Genomic DNA, 17322 nt, shown 5'->3' on the forward strand with positions numbered 1-17322 from the left:
GTCAAACCGTAGGGAGACCGCCGCGCCCGGCTCAGTCCATGACCTCGACGCTCACCCGGTTGGTCTCCACCCCGGCCGCTGTCACGACCTGCACGTCGACCGTACCGGGCTCCACCTCCACCGGGACAGGCACGGTCAGCGTCGTGTCCGACGGGTTGGCGAAGCCGCCCGGCACGGGCACGAGCGGCACGTGTACGTGGACCGCGCCGATCCTGACGACCATCCCGGCCAGCCGGTCCGGGGTGCCCGCGCCCGGCGGTACGAATCCGGCGCCGCGGATCTCGATGTCGTCCCCGGTACGGATGGGGGCGTCCAGGTCCCCGGCCTCCCGGGCCCGGACGACCGACAGGACGACGGGCCGGCCGCCCTCCGCGTACTTGCCCGCGAAGTAGGTGGCGGCGGAGACGGCGGCGAGCAGGGCGAGCGCCCAGGGCAGATCGGGGAGTTGGCCGGGCCGCCGGGCCAGCAGGACGGCGGAGAAGACCACGGCGACCGCGTTGAGCAGCGCGTACTGGAGGTCGGTGAAGCTGGCGCGCCCCGCGTCGTCGCACAACAGGTCGGCCAGGCGCGGCCGTTCGGCCCGTACCTTCTGGAGCCGCCGGCCGAGGACCCGCGACGACACGACGTGCCGTACGAGAACGGCGACGGCGCAGACGACGGCCAGCACGGTCACCAGGCCCGCGCCCCGGGCCAGGTCGAGTCCGGCGATCAGGTCGTCCCGCCGGGACGTGCCGGACGCGCCCGCGAGCTGGAGCGCGAGGACGAGGACGGCGAAGACGACGAACAGCACCCAGGCGGAGGCGACGGTACGGGACGTGGAGAGCCGGTTGTCCTCGCCGATCAGCGGCGCGAGCAGGCCGCCCCGGGCGCGGTGCAGCCGGGCGGCGACGGTCAGGAGCCCGGCGGCCACGAGGGCCGCGAGCAGCCCGGCCGTACGGGCACCGGTCCAGCCGGCGCCTATCGCGGTCGCGGTCTGCGCCAGGGCGAGGACCACCACGGCGCCCCAGACCACCTGGAGCGTGCGCAGCCAGACGGAGTGCAGCCAGGCGTCACCCGCCTCGCGGCTGCGGTCGGCCACCGCGCGGGCGGACTGGGTGAGTTCGTCGGAGACCCACTGCCTGGAGGCGCCGGCGGAGTGCGCGACGGCGGCGGGAAGCCCCTGCCCGGCGGCCAGTTCGTCGCGCTTCGCCAGGAACGCGGCCACGGCCCGCCGGTGGCCCTCGCGCGCGCCGTGCGGGCAATCACCGCACGTACAGCCTCCGCCGTGCGCGCCCTGTCTCGCCTCATGCACCGCCACGCCGAACGCCGCCCTTCCCCGGGAGTGAACATTCCGTGCAGGGGAATCCCTTGCGGTGAACTTCCCTGCAACGCCTGGGAATTGTCCCGCACAAAGGGGTGCGGATGGGCCCTCGGGCCGGTTGGTGCGGGTGACGAGACGGTCACGTTGTTCACGGGGTGGCGGGGGCGGCGGGACACAATGGGCGCCATGACTGACAACTCACCGCTGGTCGCCCTGCTCGGTCTGGAGAAGCACGTGGAGGGCGGCTGGTTCAGGGAGACCTGGCGGACCGCCGGATCGGCCACCCCCGACGGCTATCCGGGACCGCGCGCCCACGCGACCGGCATCTACTTCCTGCTGCACCCCGGCGAGCGGTCGCGCCGCCACCGGGTGCGCTCGGACGAGGTGTGGCTGTGGCACCGGGGCGGGCCGCTGCGGCTCTACATCGGCGGGACGCAGGACGATCCGTCGGGCGCCCAGGAGCACCTGCTCGGGCCGGAGGTGGAGCGGGGCGAGCAGCCGCAACTGCTGGTGCCGGCGGGGGCGTGGCAGTCGGCGGAGCCGGCCGGGGACGAACCCGTACTGGTGACGTGCGTGGTCGCGCCGGGCTTCGACTTCGCGGACTTCACGATGGATCCGGCGGACCTGCCGCCGTCGGCGGGTTGACCGACCGGCCGGCCGAGCGGGAAGCCGATCCGTCAGAAGCCGCTCAGTCGTGGATCGGGTCCAGGGACACGATCGGGAACCGGCGCGAGGTCTTCCGCTGGTAGTCGTGCGCCTCCGGCCAGTAGTCCGCCCATACGCCGAACAGCTCGGGCCACTCCGGATCCGAGGGCCGTACGACCGTGCGCCTCGCGCGGAGCGTCCGCTCGCCGATCTCGATCGTCACCTCGTCCGCGGCGGCGACGTTGGCCACCCACTGCGGGTCCTCCGGCGCGCCGCCCCGGGTGCCGCAGATCAGAATGCTGCCGTGGTGGGTGGCGTACACCAGGGGCATCACCCGCTCGGTGCCGCTCTTCCTGCCGACCGCGTGCAGCAGGAGCAGGTGCTTGCCCTCGAAGCGACCGCCCACCACTCCGTGGTGCGTACGGAACTCCTCGATGGCCGCTGCGTTGGGATCACTCATGCCCCCATCGTCCCCACCGGGACGAAGGGCCGCAAACGGACCGTACGGGAGCCGCGCCGGGCGGGCGCCGCTCCCGTACGGTCCTCACTTCGCGCTCACTCCCACTCGATGGTGCCCGGCGGCTTGCTCGTCACGTCGAGGACCACCCGGTTGACGTCGGCGACCTCGTTCGTGATGCGGGTCGAGATCTTCGCCAGCACGTCGTACGGCATCCGCGTCCAGTCGGCGGTCATCGCGTCCTCGGACGAGACGGGCCGCAGCACGATCGGGTGTCCGTACGTCCGGCCGTCGCCCTGCACGCCCACCGAGCGCACGTCCGCGAGCAGGACCACCGGGCACTGCCAGATCTCCCGGTCGAGGCCGGCCAGGGTCAGCTCCTCGCGCGCGATGGCGTCCGCCGCGCGCAGCAGGTCGAGCCGCTCCCTGGTGACCTCGCCGACGATCCGGATGCCGAGCCCGGGGCCGGGGAAGGGCTGGCGCTGGACGATCTCGTCCGGCAGGCCCAGCTCCTGGCCGACCATCCGTACCTCGTCCTTGAACAGCTTGCGCAGCGGCTCGATCAGCTGGAACTCGATGTCGTCGGGCAGCCCGCCGACGTTGTGGTGCGACTTGATGTTGGCGGTGCCGCTGCCGCCGCCGGACTCCACGACGTCCGGGTAGAGCGTGCCCTGGACGAGGAACGCGACGTCCTCGCCCTCGGCGCCCGCCTCGGCGACGATCTCCGCCTGCGCCTGCTCGAAGACCCGGATGAACTCGCGGCCGATGATCTTCCGCTTCTGCTCGGGGTCCGAGACCCCGGCGAGCGCGCCGAGGAAGCGCTCCTGGGCGTCGACCACCTTGAGCTGGACGCCGGTCGCGGCGACGAAGTCCTTCTCGACCTGCTCCGTCTCGCCCTGGCGCATCAGGCCGTGGTCGACGTACACGCAGGTCAGCTGGGAACCGATGGCCTTCTGTACGAGGGCGGCGGCGACGGCGGAGTCCACGCCGCCGGACAGCCCGCAGATGGCGCGCTTGGTGCCGACCTTTTCACGGATGAGGGCGACCTGTTCGTCCACGACGTTGGTGGTGGTCCAGGTCGGCTCGATGCCGGCGCCCCGGTAGAGGAAGTGCTCCAGGACCTGCTGGCCGTACGTCGAGTGCATCACCTCGGGGTGGTGCTGGACGCCGTAGAGCTTCTTCTCGTCGTTCTCGAAGGCGGCGACCGGCACGACGTCCGTGGACGCGGTGACGGTGAAGCCCTCGGGGGCGGCGGAGCAGGCGTCGCCGTGCGACATCCAGACCGGCTGCTCGGCGGGGGTGCCCTCGAAGAGCGTGGAGCCGGTCTGGGAGACGTGGAGGGGGGTACGGCCGTACTCGCGCGCCCCTGTGTTGTCGACGGTCCCGCCGAGGACCGTCGCCATCAGCTGGAAGCCGTAGCACATGCCGAAGACGGGCACGCCCGCGTCGAAGATCTCGCGGTCCAGGCGGGGCGCCCCCTCCGCGTACACGGAGGACGGGCCGCCGGAGAGGATGATCGCCTTGGGCTTCTTGGCCAGCATCTCGGCCACCGGCATGGTGGACGGGACGATCTCGCTGTACACCCGGGCCTCGCGGACGCGGCGGGCGATGAGCTGGGCGTACTGCGCGCCGAAGTCGACGACGAGAACGACGTCGGGGGCGGCGGGGGGTGCTGCGGGCACGGGCGGCCTTCCGGCGGTGACGAGCGCGGGGTCTGGTTCCCCTCGATTGCCCCTCGATTCTAACGGGGCCGGGGGACCCCGTTAGAATGCCCGTATGCACAAGCGGTCGATCTTCACGTTTACCTATGGCACCGGCCCGTCCGGCTGCCAGGGTCGTGCTGCTTGAGCTGACAAGCGACTTCCCAGGCGCCCCGGGCCGACAGGCTCCGGGGCGCCTGTCGCGTTCGGGGCCGTACGTACGGCCGGGCACGACCCGAACGAGGACCCCATGACACGTATGAACCCCACCACCCCTTCCGCGGAGGGCACGGACACCACCGGCGCCCGCACCCCCGAGGCGGCGGATCTCATCGGCGGCGCGCGGGAGCGCGTCGACGCGCTGGACGACCGAATCATCGGCCTGGTCCGGGAACGGATGGCGGTCTCCGCCGCCGTCCAGCGGGCGCGGATGACCTCGGGCGGCCGGCGGATCCACCTGTCCCGCGAGAACGAGATCCTCGGCCGCTACCGGGACGCGCTGGGCAGGCCGGGTACGGCGCTGGCGATGACGTTGCTGGAACTGAGCCGGGGCCGTGTCTGACGGTGGTCGCCGTGTACGCCCGCCGTATACGCCCGTCGTATACGCGTGCGGGCGCATCCTCACCCGTACGGCGCGTGACCGGGCCGTACGGGACTTCGTTGGACCGTGCGTCCGTGCCACCCAGGGGCGGGCCGAGCAGGAAAGAGTTGACTCCACGCGTGGCTCTGCTGGGGCGTGTGGCGTGCCGTGCGGCACGCCGTGGGACCGCGCCCCGGCGCACGTGACCGGTACGCAGGGGACAGCAGCCCGGTCACCGAAGGCCGGCCGGCCCGGGGACGCCCGGCGCCGGCCGGCCTCCCGGATTCGCGTCTTGTGCGTTCCGCACCCCCTCGCCCCCTTCTGCGGTACAGGTCCTCGCCGGGGCGCAGCCGATGTGACGTACGCCACTTGAAGTTTCTGTGAACGTGACGACAACCATTCCGTCGTGTCACAGGTCATGCATGCGTTGACAAAAGAGGCGCTGCACTCGGAGGGGGGTGCAGCGCCTTTTACGTCCGACCACATACATGGAGCCACTTACGTGTGAGCGCCCCCGCCTCAGGTCTTCTTCGGCGGCACCTTCGGCATCTCCAGGAACGGCAGCCTCAGCGCGCCGAACGCCTCCGCCGGGACCGCCGGGGACCGGGGCGCGACCGCCGCCCGCCGGACGTACGCCGCGCCCTGCTCCGGACGCGGGTCCGGCTCGCCCTTGTTGGGCCACAGCGCCATCGCCCGCTCCGCCTGGGCCGTGATCGTCAGCGACGGGTTGACGCCCAGGTTCGCCGAGACCGCCGAGCCGTCGACCACCGAGATGCCCGGGTGCCCGTACAGCCGGTGGTACGGGTCGACGACCCCCGTGTCCGGCGTGGCGCCGATCGCGCAGCCGCCCAGGAAGTGCGCGGTGAGCGGGGTGCCCATCAGCTCACCGACGTTGCTCCCCGCGAAGCCGTTGATCTCCTCGGCGAGGAGGCGGGCGGCCCGCGCCGCCTCCGGTATCTGCTTCGGGTTGGGGGCGCCGTGTCCCTGACGGGCCGTCAGCAACCCCTTCCCCACCCGACCCGGCCTGCGGTACGTCGTCAGGGAGTTGTCCAGCGACTGCATGACCAGCCCGATGATCGTCCGCTCCGACCAGCGGCGGTTGGAGAGCGAGCGGACCAACTGGACGGGATGCGCGACCGCGTGGCCGAGCCACGCGCGCACCCGCCGTTCGCTGTACGGGACTTGGAGGATGGACAGCACGCCCATCGCGTTGGAGCCCCGGCCGTAACGCACCGGCTCGACATGGGTGTCGGCGTTCGGATGGACCGAGGAGGTGATGGCGACCCCCCGCGTGAAGTCGGCCCGGGGCGCGCCGTGCCGCGCGCGGTAGCGCCGGTCGTCGGTCTGCGCGCCCACCAGGGCCTCGGAGTTGGTACGGGTCAGCGCGCCGAGCCGCGCCGAGATCCGGGGCAGCAGTCCTTCGTCCCGCATCGTGTGGAGGAGGGTCTGCGTGCCGTACGTGCCCGCCGCGATCACGACCTGCCGGGCGCGCAGGACGGTACGGGCGCGCCGCCCGCGCCTGCCCCGGGCGTTGGTCGGGACGGTGGTGACCCGGTGGCCGCCCGCCCCGTCCTCCGTGACGGCGACGACCGTCGTCATGGGGTGGATGACGGCCCCGGCCCGCTCGGCCAGGTGGAGGTAGTTCTCGTTGAGGGTGTTCTTCGCGCCGTGCCGGCAGCCCGTCATGCACTCGCCGCACTCGACACAGGCGCGGCGGGAGGGGCCCGCGCCGCCGAAGTACGGGTCGTCGACGGTCGCTCCCGGCCGCGCCGTGACCGTACCGTCCGCGTCCTCACCGTCCCCGAAGTAGACGCCGACCGGGGCGAGATGGAAGGTGTCGCCGACCCCCATCGCCTCCGCCGCCGCCCTCAGGTGGACGTCGGAGGGGGTGACGGTCGGGTTGAGCCGGACGCCGAGCATGCGGCGCGCCTGGTCGTAGTACGGCCTCAACTCGCCCTCCCAGTCGGTGATCGCGGCCCACTGGGGGTCCTCGAAGAACGCGGCGGGAGGGACGTACAGGGTGTTGGCGTAGTTGAGCGAGCCGCCGCCGACGCCCGCGCCGGCCAGGACCATCACATGGCCGAGGAGGTGGACGCGCTGGATGCCGTAGAGGCCGAGGGCGGGCGCCCAGAGGTAGTTCCTGACGTCCCAGGAGTTCTTCGGGAGGGTGGCGCGGGTGAAGCGGCGGCCGGCCTCCAGGACGCCGACGCGGTAGCCCTTCTCCGTGAGGCGCAGGGCGGAGACGGCCCCGCCGAAGCCGGACCCGACGACGATCACGTCGTAGTCGAAGCCGCCGTCCACCTCGTCGTCCACGGACTCAGCCACGGGATCGTCCTCTCAACGCAGGTGGAACGCCTTCATCAGCCGCAGGCTCCGGGACATGAGCGCCGCGTACTTCTCGTCGTCCATCCCGAACGACGGTCCCAGCGGCAGGAGTCGCTGCTGCGCGATCGTCTGCGCCTCGGTGAACTTGAGGATCCCCTCCGCGCCGTGCCGCCGGCCGAGCCCCGAGTCCTTCATGCCGCCCATCGGCGCGCGGACGCTCCCGTACGCCGCCGCGTAACCCTCGTTGATGTTGACCGTGCCCGTCCGCAGCCGCGCCGCGACCGCGTGCCCCCGGCGGGCGTCCTTCGTCCACACGCTCGCGTTGAGGCCGTACGCCGTGGAGTTGGCCAGTCCGATCACCTCGTCCTCGTCACCGAAGCGGTAGACGGAGACCACCGGCCCGAACGTCTCCTCCGCGCACACCGTCATGGGCGCCTCGACGCCGTCGAGGATGGTGGGCTCGTAGAAGTACGGTCCGACGTCGGGCCTGGCCACCCCGCCCGCGACGAGCCTGGCGCCCTTGGCGACGGCCTCCTCGACGTGCCGGATCACGGTGTTGAGCTGGCTCTCCCCGGCGAGCGAGCCCATGTCGGCCCCGTACGCGAGGGAGTTGCCGAGCCGCATGGCCTTCGTCCGGGCGGTGAAGCGCTCCAGGAAGTCGTCGGCGACCGACTCGTGCACGTACAACCGCTCGATGGAGACGCAGAGTTGGCCGGCGGAGGAGAAGCACGCCCGGATCGCGCCGGCCGCTGCCTTCTCGACGTCGGCGTCCCGCAGGACCAGCATGGCGTTCTTGCCGCCCAGCTCCAGCGAGGCGCCGATGAGCCGGCCGGCGGCGCCCCTGGCGACCTCGCGGCCGGTACGGGTCGAGCCGGTGAAGGAGACGTAGTCCGCGTGCTTGACGACCTCGGGTCCGACCACCGGGCCCTCGCCGAGCACCACTTGGAAGACACCGGCCGGCAGCCCGGCCTCGATCAGCAGGTCACGGGCCCAGAGGGCGGTGAGCGCGGTCTCGGTGTCGGGCTTCATCACCACGGCGTTCCCGGCGGCGAACGCGGGCAGCGCGTCCCCGGCCGACAGCTCCAGCGGGTAGTTCCAGGGCGCGATCTGCCCCACGACGCCCCGGGGCCGGCGCAGTTCGGTGACCTTCGTCAGCGTCGGTACGACTCCGGTGTGGCGCCGGGGCCGCAGATAGGAGACGGCGTTGCGCCCGTAGTGCCGGGCCTCCACCGCCAGCCCCTGGACCTCTTCGTGCGCGTGCAACCGGGCCTTGCCGGTCTCCAGCTGGATCAGGTCGAGCACCTCGGCCTGCCGCTCCAGCACCAGGTCGTGGAACCGGAGCAGCACGGCGGCCCGCCGCCGCACCGGAAGCGCGGCCCAGAGCGGCTGCGCGGCCCGGGCCCGCGCGAAGGCGGTCGCGACGTCCTCGGGCGTGGACGCGGGCAGGTCGGCCAGCTTCTCCCCGGTGAACGGGCTGTGCCCCGCCGTCCGCCCGGACCCGACCACACCGTGCGTCAACTGCGCGACGACCTCGGGCGTCACCACGTCGCCGGCCGTACGCGCACCGGCCGGTGCGGGGGCGACGGGATTGGTCCCGAGAACGGCGGCGCGGCCCTGCGAGTCGGTCATGAATCCGAGCGTATGCCGCCCCCACGCGCTTTGGATACCCGACGGTAACCAATTTCCACCACGCCGACCGGGGTCCGGACAGGGCCCACCGGACTCCTTGAACGCCGGCCGGGACACGACGAAAGGAAGGGAGGCGGTCGTCCGCCGCAATCAGACCGCGGCGGGCAGCTCGGTGCGCGTGCGCCGGATGAGGTCGGCAACCTCGGGGTGCCCCTTCCAGGGTGTGAGGGCGCGGGTGACGTCGTGAAGGTAGCCGTGGGCACGGGCGGAGTGGACGTTGCTGAGGATGCGCAGCGAGGTGTTCGCGGCGGTGACGCCGCGTTCGAGTTCGCGGTTCTGGAGGTGGCTGGCGGCCAGAACGGCCATACGGATCCCGGTGGCCCGGGTATAGCGATCCGCCGGCATGGGCTCGGCCAGCTCGTTCCAGGCGAAGGCGCCCTTGGGGTCGGCGAGGTCGCGGTGTACTTCGGTGGCGTCGGTGGCGAGCCGGGCATGGGTCATGTAAGCGAGCCGTGCCGGATCGTGACTGCCCGGCCGGACGGAGTCGAGCAGCTCCTCGGTACGGCCGAGCGCGGCTTTCGCCGCTTCGGCGTTTCCGGTACGCCCGTGGGCGCGGGCTTCGGCCAGCTTGGCGAAGGCCAGCACCCGGGGTGCGGCGTGTCCAAGACCGCGTTCGTAGGCGCCTTCGGCCATGTCGACGGCTTGTTCGGGACAGCCGCGCAGGAAGGCTTGGAGTGCCATGGTGGCCAGCACGTAGCAGCCGCTCTCCACGCTGCCCGCGGCCCGCGCCAGGCGCAGAGCCTGGACCAAGTGGCGCTGGGCGACGTCGTGGTGGCCGGTGTCGACCGCCGACCAGCCGACGACCCGGGACAGCTCAGCGGTCGCCGCGAACAGCTCGCGCCCGATGGTCTCGGTGTAGGTGCCGGTCAACAACGGTGCGGCGCTCAGGCGCAGGCACTCGGTGACGGAGCCGGCCTTCCAGTTCCCACCGCCGAAACGGGAGTCCCACAGGCGTGCTTCGTCAGCGGCCTTCCACAGCTCGTCGAGGTCACTGCGGCCGACCTGACGGCCCCCTTCATGCGCGATCGGGGCGTCGCTCGGCTTGGCCAGCCAACGGGTGACCGGGGTGGCGAAGGCGGCGATGGCGAAGCCGTTGTTGACGAGCCGGCGGCGTGAGCGGTCCACGGTTCTCCAGTAGGTCGCGGCGACGCGGATCGCGTCGACGGGGTCGCGGGCGAAATCCAACCCCACGTCAGGGTTTCCGCCCGACCTGCTGTACATACCGATCTCGTCCACGCTCACCGCTCTGCCGAGGCGTTCGCCCAGCGCAGCGGCCAGGAACTCGGGCGCCCGGCCGCGCGGGATCATTCCGAGATTCACCCATCTGGCGACACTGGTGTGCTCATACCTGAGCGGCACCCCGGCCGCGGCCCCGATCTTGTTGATCTGCGCGGCCAGGGATTTGTGGCTCGCGCCGGCCTGTTTGACGAGCCGGGCCAGATCCTCGTTGGGATCGCCCCGGTGTCTCTTCGTGGATGCCACCGAGCCCCCTCCTGCCAGCCGGCGTCCTGCGACATGGATGCCGCGGGTGCGAAATCCGAGCGTAGGACGCGAGGGTGACGCCGGGAACCGGATGTGCGTTGTTCGCCCCCCTGGTTCGCCTCCCGCGCACACCGGCTCAGACGGTTCTCTGGATGCGGGCGGCAACGCGCCGCAAGGCCCTCGCCCCGGAGTTCCGGGGGTCCGCCGTCCCTGCTCCGGTCCACGACCAAGTGAGGTGTCAGATGTACAGAATCCTCGTCACCGGCGGTGCCGGCTTCATCGGTTCACACTTCGTCCGGCGGCTTCTGCGCCGGGACGACGTGTCCCGGGTGACCGTGCTGGACGCCCTGACCTACGCGGGCCACACCGAGAACCTGGGGAAGGCCCTGCTCGACCCGAGGCTGACGTTCGTCCACGGCGACATCCTCGACGCCCCGCTCGTGGACGAGCTCATGGCCCGGCACACCGCCGTCGTCCACTTCGCCGCCGAGTCCCACGTCGACCGCTCCCTCACCCGTGCCGGCACCTTCCTCACCACGAACGTCCTGGGGACCCAGACCCTCGCCGCCTCCGCAGGACGCCACGGCATCGAGAAATTCGTGCACGTCTCGACGGACGAGGTGTACGGATCACTGTCCGAAGGATCGGCGGGCGAGGACGCCCCCTTACGGCCCGGCGTCCCGTACGCCGCGTCGAAGGCCGCCGGCGACCTCGTGGCCCTGAGCCACTTCCAGACCTACGGCCTGCCCCTCTGCGTGACGCGCAGCTCGAACAACTACGGCTCCCACCAGTTCCCCGAGAAGGTGGTCCCCCTTTTCATCACCAGCCTGCTGCGGGGCGAAAAGGTGACGCTGCACGGCCAGGGGCAGCACGTGCGGAACTGGCTGCACGTCGAGGACAACTGCGCCGGCGTCGAACTCGGGCTGTACGAGGGGAAGCCCGGCGAGATCTACAACGTCGGCGGCGGCACCGACCTCGCCTGCCGGGACCTGACCGCCAAACTTCTGGACCTGTGCGGCAAGGACTGGGACTCGGTGACCTACGTTCCCGACCGGCAGGCCAACGATCTGCGGTATTCGATGCTCTGGGACAAGATCTCCGCTCTCGGCTTCCGGCCGATCCACGACCTCGACGAGGGCCTGGCCGAAACCGTTGCCTGGTACCGGCGCAACCCCGACCGCTGGGCTCCGCTGACGCGTACCCCGTACGTGGCCCGCGCCACTGACGCGACCACTCCCGCCGCCGGAGAGGAAGCCCGTGCCCACTGACCAGCGCACCGCGCGCAGGATCCTGGTGACCGGTGTCGGCGGCAACCCGGGCTTCGCACTGACCCGCAGCCTGATCCGCCTGGGCCACACGGTCGTCGCGGCCGACGCCAACCGCCTCGCCCCCGGATTCCTCATTCCCTCCGTGATCCCCGTCGTCATCCCCTTCGCCGACGACCCCGACTTTCCGGGCGTCATGGCCGGCCTGTGCAGGGATCTGGCGGTGGAGGCCGTGGTGGCCGGCATCGAGCCGGACCTGGAACCCTTGACGGAGATGGTGCCCCAGCTCGAAGCCGCAGGCGTGCGCCTGTGGCTCCCCGAGGCGCTGTCGGTGCGTGCGTGCACCGACAAGGCCCTCTTCCACGAGGTACTGACCGAGCACGGCATCGCGACACCGCGCACCTGGCAGCCGTGGGAGATGGACCGGGTTCCCGACGACGGCGAGCTCGTCGTCAAGCCTCGACGCGGTCACGGCGCGCGGAATGTCCACTTCGTTCGTCGCCGGGAGCACGCGCGCTTGCTGTGCGAGCTCGTCCCGGAGCCCCTCGTGCAGGAGCGGATCCACGGCTCGGAGTTCACGGCGGACTGCCTGGTGGACCGTGCCGGACGCGCCTCCGTCATTCTGCGCCGCCGGAATCTGGTCAAGGCGGGCCTGGCCGTGGTGTCCATCACGTTCGACGACCAGAACGTGCGTGCCCTCGTCGTGCGGACGCTGGGCGCTGTCGGCGCACGCGGTCTCTGCTGCGTGCAGGGATTCGTCTCCGCCGACGGCACGGTCACCATCACCGAGCTGAACCCGCGGATCGCCGGTGGCTTCCCTCTCGCCGAGGCTGCCGGAGCGGACCTCGTCGGCCAGATGGTCAAGGGCCTGTTCGGCCTGCCGGTCGATCACAGCCGCCTCACCTACCGGACCGGCGTGTTCCTGACCAGCTGCACCGAAACCCTGGCCGTTGGAGACGCCGCCGAGTTGGAACGTACCGCCCCGGCGAAGGGAGAAACATCGTGAGTGCGTCAACGAGGCCCGATGCCCGGCGCAACGCCGCCCCGTACTTGTACGGGCGGGAGAACGAGGCGGTCGCCCAGGTCCTTGAGGGTGGCCACTACGGCCACACCGAAGTCACCGAGGAGTTCGAGCGGCGGATCGCCGGCTTCCTCGGCGTCCCCGACGCTGTTGCCGTCGCCTCCGGCACCGCGGCCCTGCACACCGCCCTGCTCGCCGCCGGGATCGGTCCCGGCTGTGAGGTGATCGTGCCGTCCATGACGTTCTGCGCGACCGTACAAGCCATCCTGGCCGTCGGCGCCGACCCGCGCTTCGTCGACGTCGATCCCACCACCCTGTGCGTCAGCGACCAACTTGTCATGGACGCCGTCACGGACCGGACGGCCGCCGTCCTGCCGGTCCTGTTCGGCGGTCGGCCCGTCGACCTCTCCGTCATCCAGGAGGAACTCGACCAACGGGGCGTCGTCGTCATCGAGGACGCGGCGCACGCGTTCGGCTCCCGCCACGGCTTACGGCGTGTGGGGGCCCATGGGGCACTGACCTGCTTCTCGTTCGGGCCGATCAAGAACCTCACCTGCGGCCAGGGCGGCATGGTCATCCCGCGCACCCCCGAGGAGGCCGACACGATCCGCCGCCTCCGGCTCCTGGGCGTCGTCCAGCCCCGGGGTGGGCGCGCGAACACCACCAGCTGTCGCGTGGAGGGCTTCGGCCTGCGCTACCAGCTCTCCGCCATCAACGCGGCCATCGGCCTGGTCCAGCTCGACGGCTTCCAGGCTGCCGAGGACACGCGCCGCCGCTTGTGGCAGACCTACCGGGACGCCCTCGCCCCGTTGGACGGCGTGACGCTCATCGACGTCGATGTGGAACGCGCCGTGCCGCACCTGTGCCAGGTCCGCGTTCCTCACCGTGACACGGTGTTCGCCACCCTCCGGGGCCGGAACATCGGCGTGGGCGTCCACTACCCGCCCAACCACACCCAGCCCGCCTTCACCGCCTGGCATCGTCACCTGCCGGCCACCGAGCGGGTGGGCGAGGAGATCCTCAGCCTGCCGTTCCATCAGCACCTCACCGAGGCGGACATCGACTTCGTGGCGACCTCACTCGAACAGGCCCTCACGTCCGTGGGTGGATCATTCGGACACCGGCGCCCGCGGCTCGGCTGATCAGCCGGACGCGGCGGACAGCACCACGTCCACGAGCCTGTCCGCCGCATCCGGTCGCCCGTGCGTCAGGGCCCGCTCCGACATCGTCGCCCGAAGGACCGGGTCGGTCAGGAGCGGGCCGACCGCGCTCCGCAGAGAGGGGCCGGTGACCTCGGTGAGCAGAGCGAGCGCCGCCCCCGCGTCGGCCAGGTGCCGGGCGTTGTGGGCCTGCTCGTTCCCGGCCGACGTGGCGAGCGGGACGAATACCGCCGGTTTGCCGAGCGCGGTCAGCTCCGCCAGGGTCCCGGCACCACTCCGCGACACCACAACGTCGGCCAGCGCCAGGACGTCCGGCAGCTCCGGCCCGAGGAACCCGGTCAGGTGGTAACGGCCGGCGAGGAGCGGGTCCAGCCCGGCGGCCGCGGACCGGAGGTCGTCCACGTTGGCCGGGCCGCACTGGTGGATCACGTTCGCGTGTGCCAGGAGCCAGGGCAGCACTTCACGCACCACACCGTTGATCTGCTGGGCGCCCTGCGCGCCGCCGGTGACGTAGACCGTCGGCAGACGCCGGTCGAAGCCGTGCAGTGCCAGCGCCCCGACCGCCTTGTCCGCGCGGCCGCCCAGTACTTCCGGCCGCACCGGGTTCCCGGTGACCACGGCGCGCTCACGCACCTCGGCCGGCAGAAGCGGCAGCGAGGACTCGGAGGACACCGCGATCCGCGTCGCCGAACCGGCGAGCTTGCGGTTGGCCAGCCCGAGCCGGACGGTCTGCTCGTGCAGCACCAGCGGTACGCGGTACAGCCGCGCGGCGAGCCCGGCCGGGACCGCGACGTACCCGCCCGTCGCCAGAACGACATCCGGTCGGAAGTCCGACACGATCGACCGGGCCTGAGCCACGCCGAGCGGTACCCGCGCCATGTCCTTCACGTTCGCGGCGGACAGCATCTTGAGCGGATTGGACGAGCGGCGGATCTTCCCCGTCGCCACGGTCCTGAACGCGATCCCCTCCGCCGGAGCGACGCGCGCTTCAAGGCCGTCCGCCGTCCCGATCCACAAGACGTCCAGCGTGCTGCCCGCATCCGCGAGCCGGGCTTGCAGGGTACGGATCGCCGTCAGGGCCGGGTAGGTGTGACCGCCGGTTCCTCCGCCTGTCACGAGCAGCCGGAACGAACGGGGGAGTACGGGGGATGTAGTCACCCCGAGCACCCTACTGGCTGCCCGGCCGGATCACTTCTCCGCGAGCAGCGGCTCGATCACCTTGCGGAGGGTGTCGGCGCTGATCGCCCTCAGGGCGCGGGCCGCGATCTTTCCGTCGCGGTCGAGGAAGATCGTGGAGGGGAGCGTCTGGGGGTTGAGGGTGCCCTTGGGGAAGCCGTTGAGTATCAGTTTGCCCGTCGGGTCGTACAGGCTCGGGTACGGGAGGCCGAGGTCCTTCTGGAAGGCGAGGGGGGCGATCCGGCCGGACTCGCGGGTGTCGATGCCGATGAACGCGACGCCCTTGCCCTCGGTCTCCTTCGCGACCTCCACGAAGTGCGGGGCCTCGGCGATGCAGGGTGGGCACCAGGAGCCCCAGACGTTGATCACGACGACCTGTCCCCTGCTGCCTGTGACGTCGAGCCGCTTCCCGTCGAGCGTGTCGCCCTTGAGCTCGCCGGGGAGGACCCGCTTCCCCTTCGGGACGGTCGAGACCCCGTCGGCGCCCACCGCGCCGCCCGTGCCGGTGCCGCCACCCGGGGTTCCGGCTTCGCAGGCCGCCAGGGAAAGGGTGGCGGCTAGGGCGACCAGGGTGGTCAGGGAGGTCAGGGAGGTCAGGGTGGTCCGCACGGCGCTGCGGGAGCCGGGGGCGGTCACGGGGCGGCCTCGGCCGGGGGTTCCCAGCTGCGCAGGACGGCGTCGAACTGGCGTCGGGTGGTGTCCCAGTCCTCCTCGGGACCCGACATGTAGAGCGCGTACTCCGTCTCGCCGCTGTCCGAGTAGTACATCTGGTCGATGGCGTGCCGGGGCCCCGGGTGCCCCTGCTCCTCGGTCCAGGTGAACTCCCAGACGGCGGACAGGGTCTGGTCCCGGAACGTGTTCGGCTCCAGCCTGACCCTCTCGTACGTGGCGCGCTTCTTGAACTGGTCCTCCAGGTCCAGCAGATGTGCGTACGGATCCCGGAACTGCGGGGTGTCGACGCTGATCCGGATGAAGTGGTCGCCCTCGTCGGGCGTGTAGTCGATCTGGTCGCCGTCCGTCCGGCGTTCCCAGCCGTCCGGGACGTTGAGGCTGAACCCCTCCGGATCCTCGACACGGTGCCAGCCGGCCGGGACGGTCGGGTCGTTCTCCGGCTTCCCCGGGTCCGCCGTGTCCTGCGCGTTCCCGTCCGTCGTGTCGCCGTTGAGGGTCCGGCCCGCTGCGGTCCCGCCGGATCCGCCGGAGGAGCTGGTCCCCGGATCCGCCGAACCGTCCGTGCCCCCACCGAACTTGAGCGCCGCGAAGCCGCCGCCGATGCCGAGGACGGCGGCGGCCACGATCGCGATGACCGCGGTACGGTGCCGGCCCGGCCGCCGGGCGGGGGTGGGCGGGTGGTACGGGGTGGGCGCGGTGTGCGGCCCGGGAGGCGTCCCGGATCCCGTCGGCGCGGTGGCCTCGGCGGGGAGCGGCGGCCCGAAGGAGGTCGCGGCGGGACCGGCCGGTGCGGTGGCGGGCGCGGGAGCGCCCGACTCCGGTGCGGGGCGGGGCATGTGGGTCGTCGTCCGCGTCGGCGCGTACACCCGCTCCCCCGCGGACGTCCGCCCCGCCGCCACCTCCCGCAGCATCATCTCGGTCTCGGCCGCGCCGGGCCGTACCGCCGGATCCTTGGCGAGCAGCGCGGCGATCACCGGCTCCAGCTCCCCGGCCCGGTCGGCGCGCGGCGGCTCCTCCGTGACCACGGCCTGCATGGTCGACAGCGGTGAGGTGCGGCGGAACGGCGAGACGCCCTGCACGGCGGTGTAGAGCGTCACCCCGAGCGACCAGAGGTCGGAGGCCGGTCCCGGGTCGGCGCCCCGGACCCGCTCGGGGGCCAAGTAGTCGATGGAGCCGACCAGTTCGCCGGTCCTGGTGATCGTGGCGTCGCCCTCGATCGCCGCGATGCCGAAGTCGGTGAGCAGGACGTTGCCGTCCCGCGCGAGCAGCACGTTGCCGGGCTTCACGTCGCGGTGCAGCACTCCCGCGCCGTGGGCCGCGCGCAGCGCGTTGAGCACCTGGAGGCCGATCCTGGCCGCCTCGCGCCAGTCGATGCGCCCGGCGTCCTTGGCGGCGTCGGCGAGCGAGGGGCCGTCCACGTACTGCATGACGATCCAGGGCCGGCCGTCGTGGTCGAGGACGTCGTGCACGGTCACCACACCGGGGTGGGTGATCCGGGCAGCGGCCCGGGCCTCCTTCTGGGTGCGCTGGTGCAGTACGGCCCGGTCGGCCTCGTTGACGTACCGTCCGGCGGTCAGTTCCTTGACCGCGACCGTGCGGTGCAGCACTTCGTCGTGCGCGCGCCACACCTTTCCCATGCCGCCGCTGCCGATGCACTCGCCCAGTCGGTACCGCCCGGCGAGCATCAGTCCGGCGCCGGTCTCCGCGCCCGTTCCCTGTGAGTGTTCCACGTCCCCCGCCCCGTTCCTTGCCCACAGGTTACGGAGAGGAGGTGCGCGCGGGGAACCTCGGGTGGCCGACGGAGACGACACTGTGACGCCCGGGGCCGCCGGGCCGGGCGGGGACAACTG

14 protein-coding genes are annotated in these 17322 nt (G+C 72.0%); 5 read left to right on the plus strand and 9 right to left on the minus strand.

Going from position 1 to position 17322, the window contains the following annotated elements:
- Positions 1 to 31: 31 nt before the first annotated feature.
- On the minus strand, positions 32 to 1297 hold the full coding sequence (locus ACIODU_RS21020; protein ID WP_401769414.1) for a hypothetical protein: 1266 nt from the start codon (positions 1295 to 1297) through the stop codon (positions 32 to 34).
- 189 nt (positions 1298 to 1486) lie between these two features.
- Between ACIODU_RS21020 and ACIODU_RS21025 the strand changes: the two genes are divergently transcribed.
- Positions 1487 to 1945: a cupin domain-containing protein gene (locus ACIODU_RS21025; RefSeq protein WP_401769416.1), complete on the plus strand. Its 459-nt coding sequence runs from the start codon at positions 1487 to 1489 to the stop codon at positions 1943 to 1945.
- 43 nt (positions 1946 to 1988) lie between these two features.
- On the opposite strand, the gene ACIODU_RS21030 is transcribed toward ACIODU_RS21025, so the two are convergent.
- Positions 1989 to 2405, minus strand: coding sequence for a nitroreductase/quinone reductase family protein (locus tag ACIODU_RS21030; RefSeq protein WP_356424086.1), 417 nt, complete (start codon positions 2403 to 2405; stop codon positions 1989 to 1991).
- A gap of 95 nt (positions 2406 to 2500) precedes the next feature.
- The gene (guaA, locus tag ACIODU_RS21035) at positions 2501 to 4084 is read right to left on the minus strand and encodes a glutamine-hydrolyzing GMP synthase (RefSeq protein ID WP_401769418.1); all 1584 of its coding nucleotides are present in this window, start codon (positions 4082 to 4084) and stop codon (positions 2501 to 2503) included.
- Positions 4085 to 4352: 268 nt separating this feature from the next.
- On the opposite strand from guaA, the gene ACIODU_RS21040 reads away from it, so the two are divergent.
- The gene (locus ACIODU_RS21040) at positions 4353 to 4664 is read left to right on the plus strand and encodes a chorismate mutase (protein WP_356424092.1); all 312 of its coding nucleotides are present in this window, start codon (positions 4353 to 4355) and stop codon (positions 4662 to 4664) included.
- A gap of 537 nt (positions 4665 to 5201) precedes the next feature.
- On the opposite strand, the gene ACIODU_RS21045 is transcribed toward ACIODU_RS21040, so the two are convergent.
- From ACIODU_RS21045 to ACIODU_RS21055, 3 genes are all read right to left on the minus strand, one after another.
- Positions 5202 to 7007 (minus strand): GMC oxidoreductase, encoded by a 1806-nt coding sequence (locus ACIODU_RS21045; protein WP_401769420.1) that lies wholly within the window; start codon positions 7005 to 7007, stop codon positions 5202 to 5204.
- A 12-nt stretch (positions 7008 to 7019) separates the two neighbouring features.
- Complete coding sequence (locus tag ACIODU_RS21050; protein ID WP_401769422.1) at positions 7020 to 8636, minus strand: succinic semialdehyde dehydrogenase; 1617 nt, start codon at positions 8634 to 8636, stop codon at positions 7020 to 7022.
- A gap of 150 nt (positions 8637 to 8786) precedes the next feature.
- Complete coding sequence (locus ACIODU_RS21055; RefSeq protein ID WP_401769424.1) at positions 8787 to 10178, minus strand: sporulation protein; 1392 nt, start codon at positions 10176 to 10178, stop codon at positions 8787 to 8789.
- A 242-nt stretch (positions 10179 to 10420) separates the two neighbouring features.
- Between ACIODU_RS21055 and ACIODU_RS21060 the strand changes: the two genes are divergently transcribed.
- The 3 genes from ACIODU_RS21060 to ACIODU_RS21070 are packed head-to-tail and all read left to right on the plus strand — an operon-like array spanning position 10421 to position 13606.
- Positions 10421 to 11446: a dTDP-glucose 4,6-dehydratase gene (locus ACIODU_RS21060; RefSeq protein ID WP_401769426.1), complete on the plus strand. Its 1026-nt coding sequence runs from the start codon at positions 10421 to 10423 to the stop codon at positions 11444 to 11446.
- Positions 11447 to 11471: 25 nt separating this feature from the next.
- Positions 11472 to 12449 (plus strand): ATP-grasp domain-containing protein, encoded by a 978-nt coding sequence (locus ACIODU_RS21065; RefSeq protein WP_401769428.1) that lies wholly within the window; start codon positions 11472 to 11474, stop codon positions 12447 to 12449.
- Positions 12446 to 13606: a DegT/DnrJ/EryC1/StrS family aminotransferase gene (locus ACIODU_RS21070; protein WP_401769430.1), complete on the plus strand. Its 1161-nt coding sequence runs from the start codon at positions 12446 to 12448 to the stop codon at positions 13604 to 13606. The genes ACIODU_RS21065 and ACIODU_RS21070 overlap by 4 nt, the downstream gene beginning before the upstream one ends.
- On the opposite strand, the gene ACIODU_RS21075 is transcribed toward ACIODU_RS21070, so the two are convergent.
- Genes ACIODU_RS21075 through ACIODU_RS21085 form a run of 3 tightly spaced genes read right to left on the minus strand, consistent with a single transcriptional unit; the run spans position 13607 to position 17157 of the window.
- A complete protein-coding gene (locus tag ACIODU_RS21075; RefSeq protein ID WP_401769432.1) occupies positions 13607 to 14782 on the minus strand; it encodes a UDP-N-acetylglucosamine--N-acetylmuramyl-(pentapeptide) pyrophosphoryl-undecaprenol N-acetylglucosamine transferase in 1176 nt (391 codons plus the stop codon). It lies immediately after the preceding gene.
- A gap of 30 nt (positions 14783 to 14812) precedes the next feature.
- Complete coding sequence (locus ACIODU_RS21080) at positions 14813 to 15436, minus strand: TlpA family protein disulfide reductase (protein WP_401769434.1); 624 nt, start codon at positions 15434 to 15436, stop codon at positions 14813 to 14815.
- Positions 15433 to 17157 (minus strand): protein kinase, encoded by a 1725-nt coding sequence (locus tag ACIODU_RS21085; RefSeq protein ID WP_401769522.1) that lies wholly within the window; start codon positions 17155 to 17157, stop codon positions 15433 to 15435. The genes ACIODU_RS21080 and ACIODU_RS21085 overlap by 4 nt, the downstream gene beginning before the upstream one ends.
- Between the last annotated feature and the right edge of the window lie 165 nt (positions 17158 to 17322).

The organism is Streptomyces sp. NPDC088261, assembly GCF_044740805.1.
GTDB lineage: Bacteria > Actinomycetota > Actinomycetes > Streptomycetales > Streptomycetaceae > Streptomyces.

What these genes read in the sequence shown, in the direction of transcription:
- ACIODU_RS21030 (WP_356424086.1), bottom strand. Translation starts at nt 2,405, where the DNA reads ATGAGTGATCCCAACGCAGCGGCCATCGAGGAGTTCCGTACGCACCAC.
- ACIODU_RS21085 (WP_401769522.1), bottom strand. Translation starts at nt 17,157, where the DNA reads ATGCTCGCCGGGCGGTACCGACTGGGCGAGTGCATCGGCAGCGGCGGC.
- ACIODU_RS21060 (WP_401769426.1), top strand. Translation starts at nt 10,421, where the DNA reads ATGTACAGAATCCTCGTCACCGGCGGTGCCGGCTTCATCGGTTCACAC.
- ACIODU_RS21025 (WP_401769416.1), top strand. Translation starts at nt 1,487, where the DNA reads ATGACTGACAACTCACCGCTGGTCGCCCTGCTCGGTCTGGAGAAGCAC.
- ACIODU_RS21050 (WP_401769422.1), bottom strand. Translation starts at nt 8,636, where the DNA reads ATGACCGACTCGCAGGGCCGCGCCGCCGTTCTCGGGACCAATCCCGTC.
- ACIODU_RS21040 (WP_356424092.1), top strand. Translation starts at nt 4,353, where the DNA reads ATGACACGTATGAACCCCACCACCCCTTCCGCGGAGGGCACGGACACC.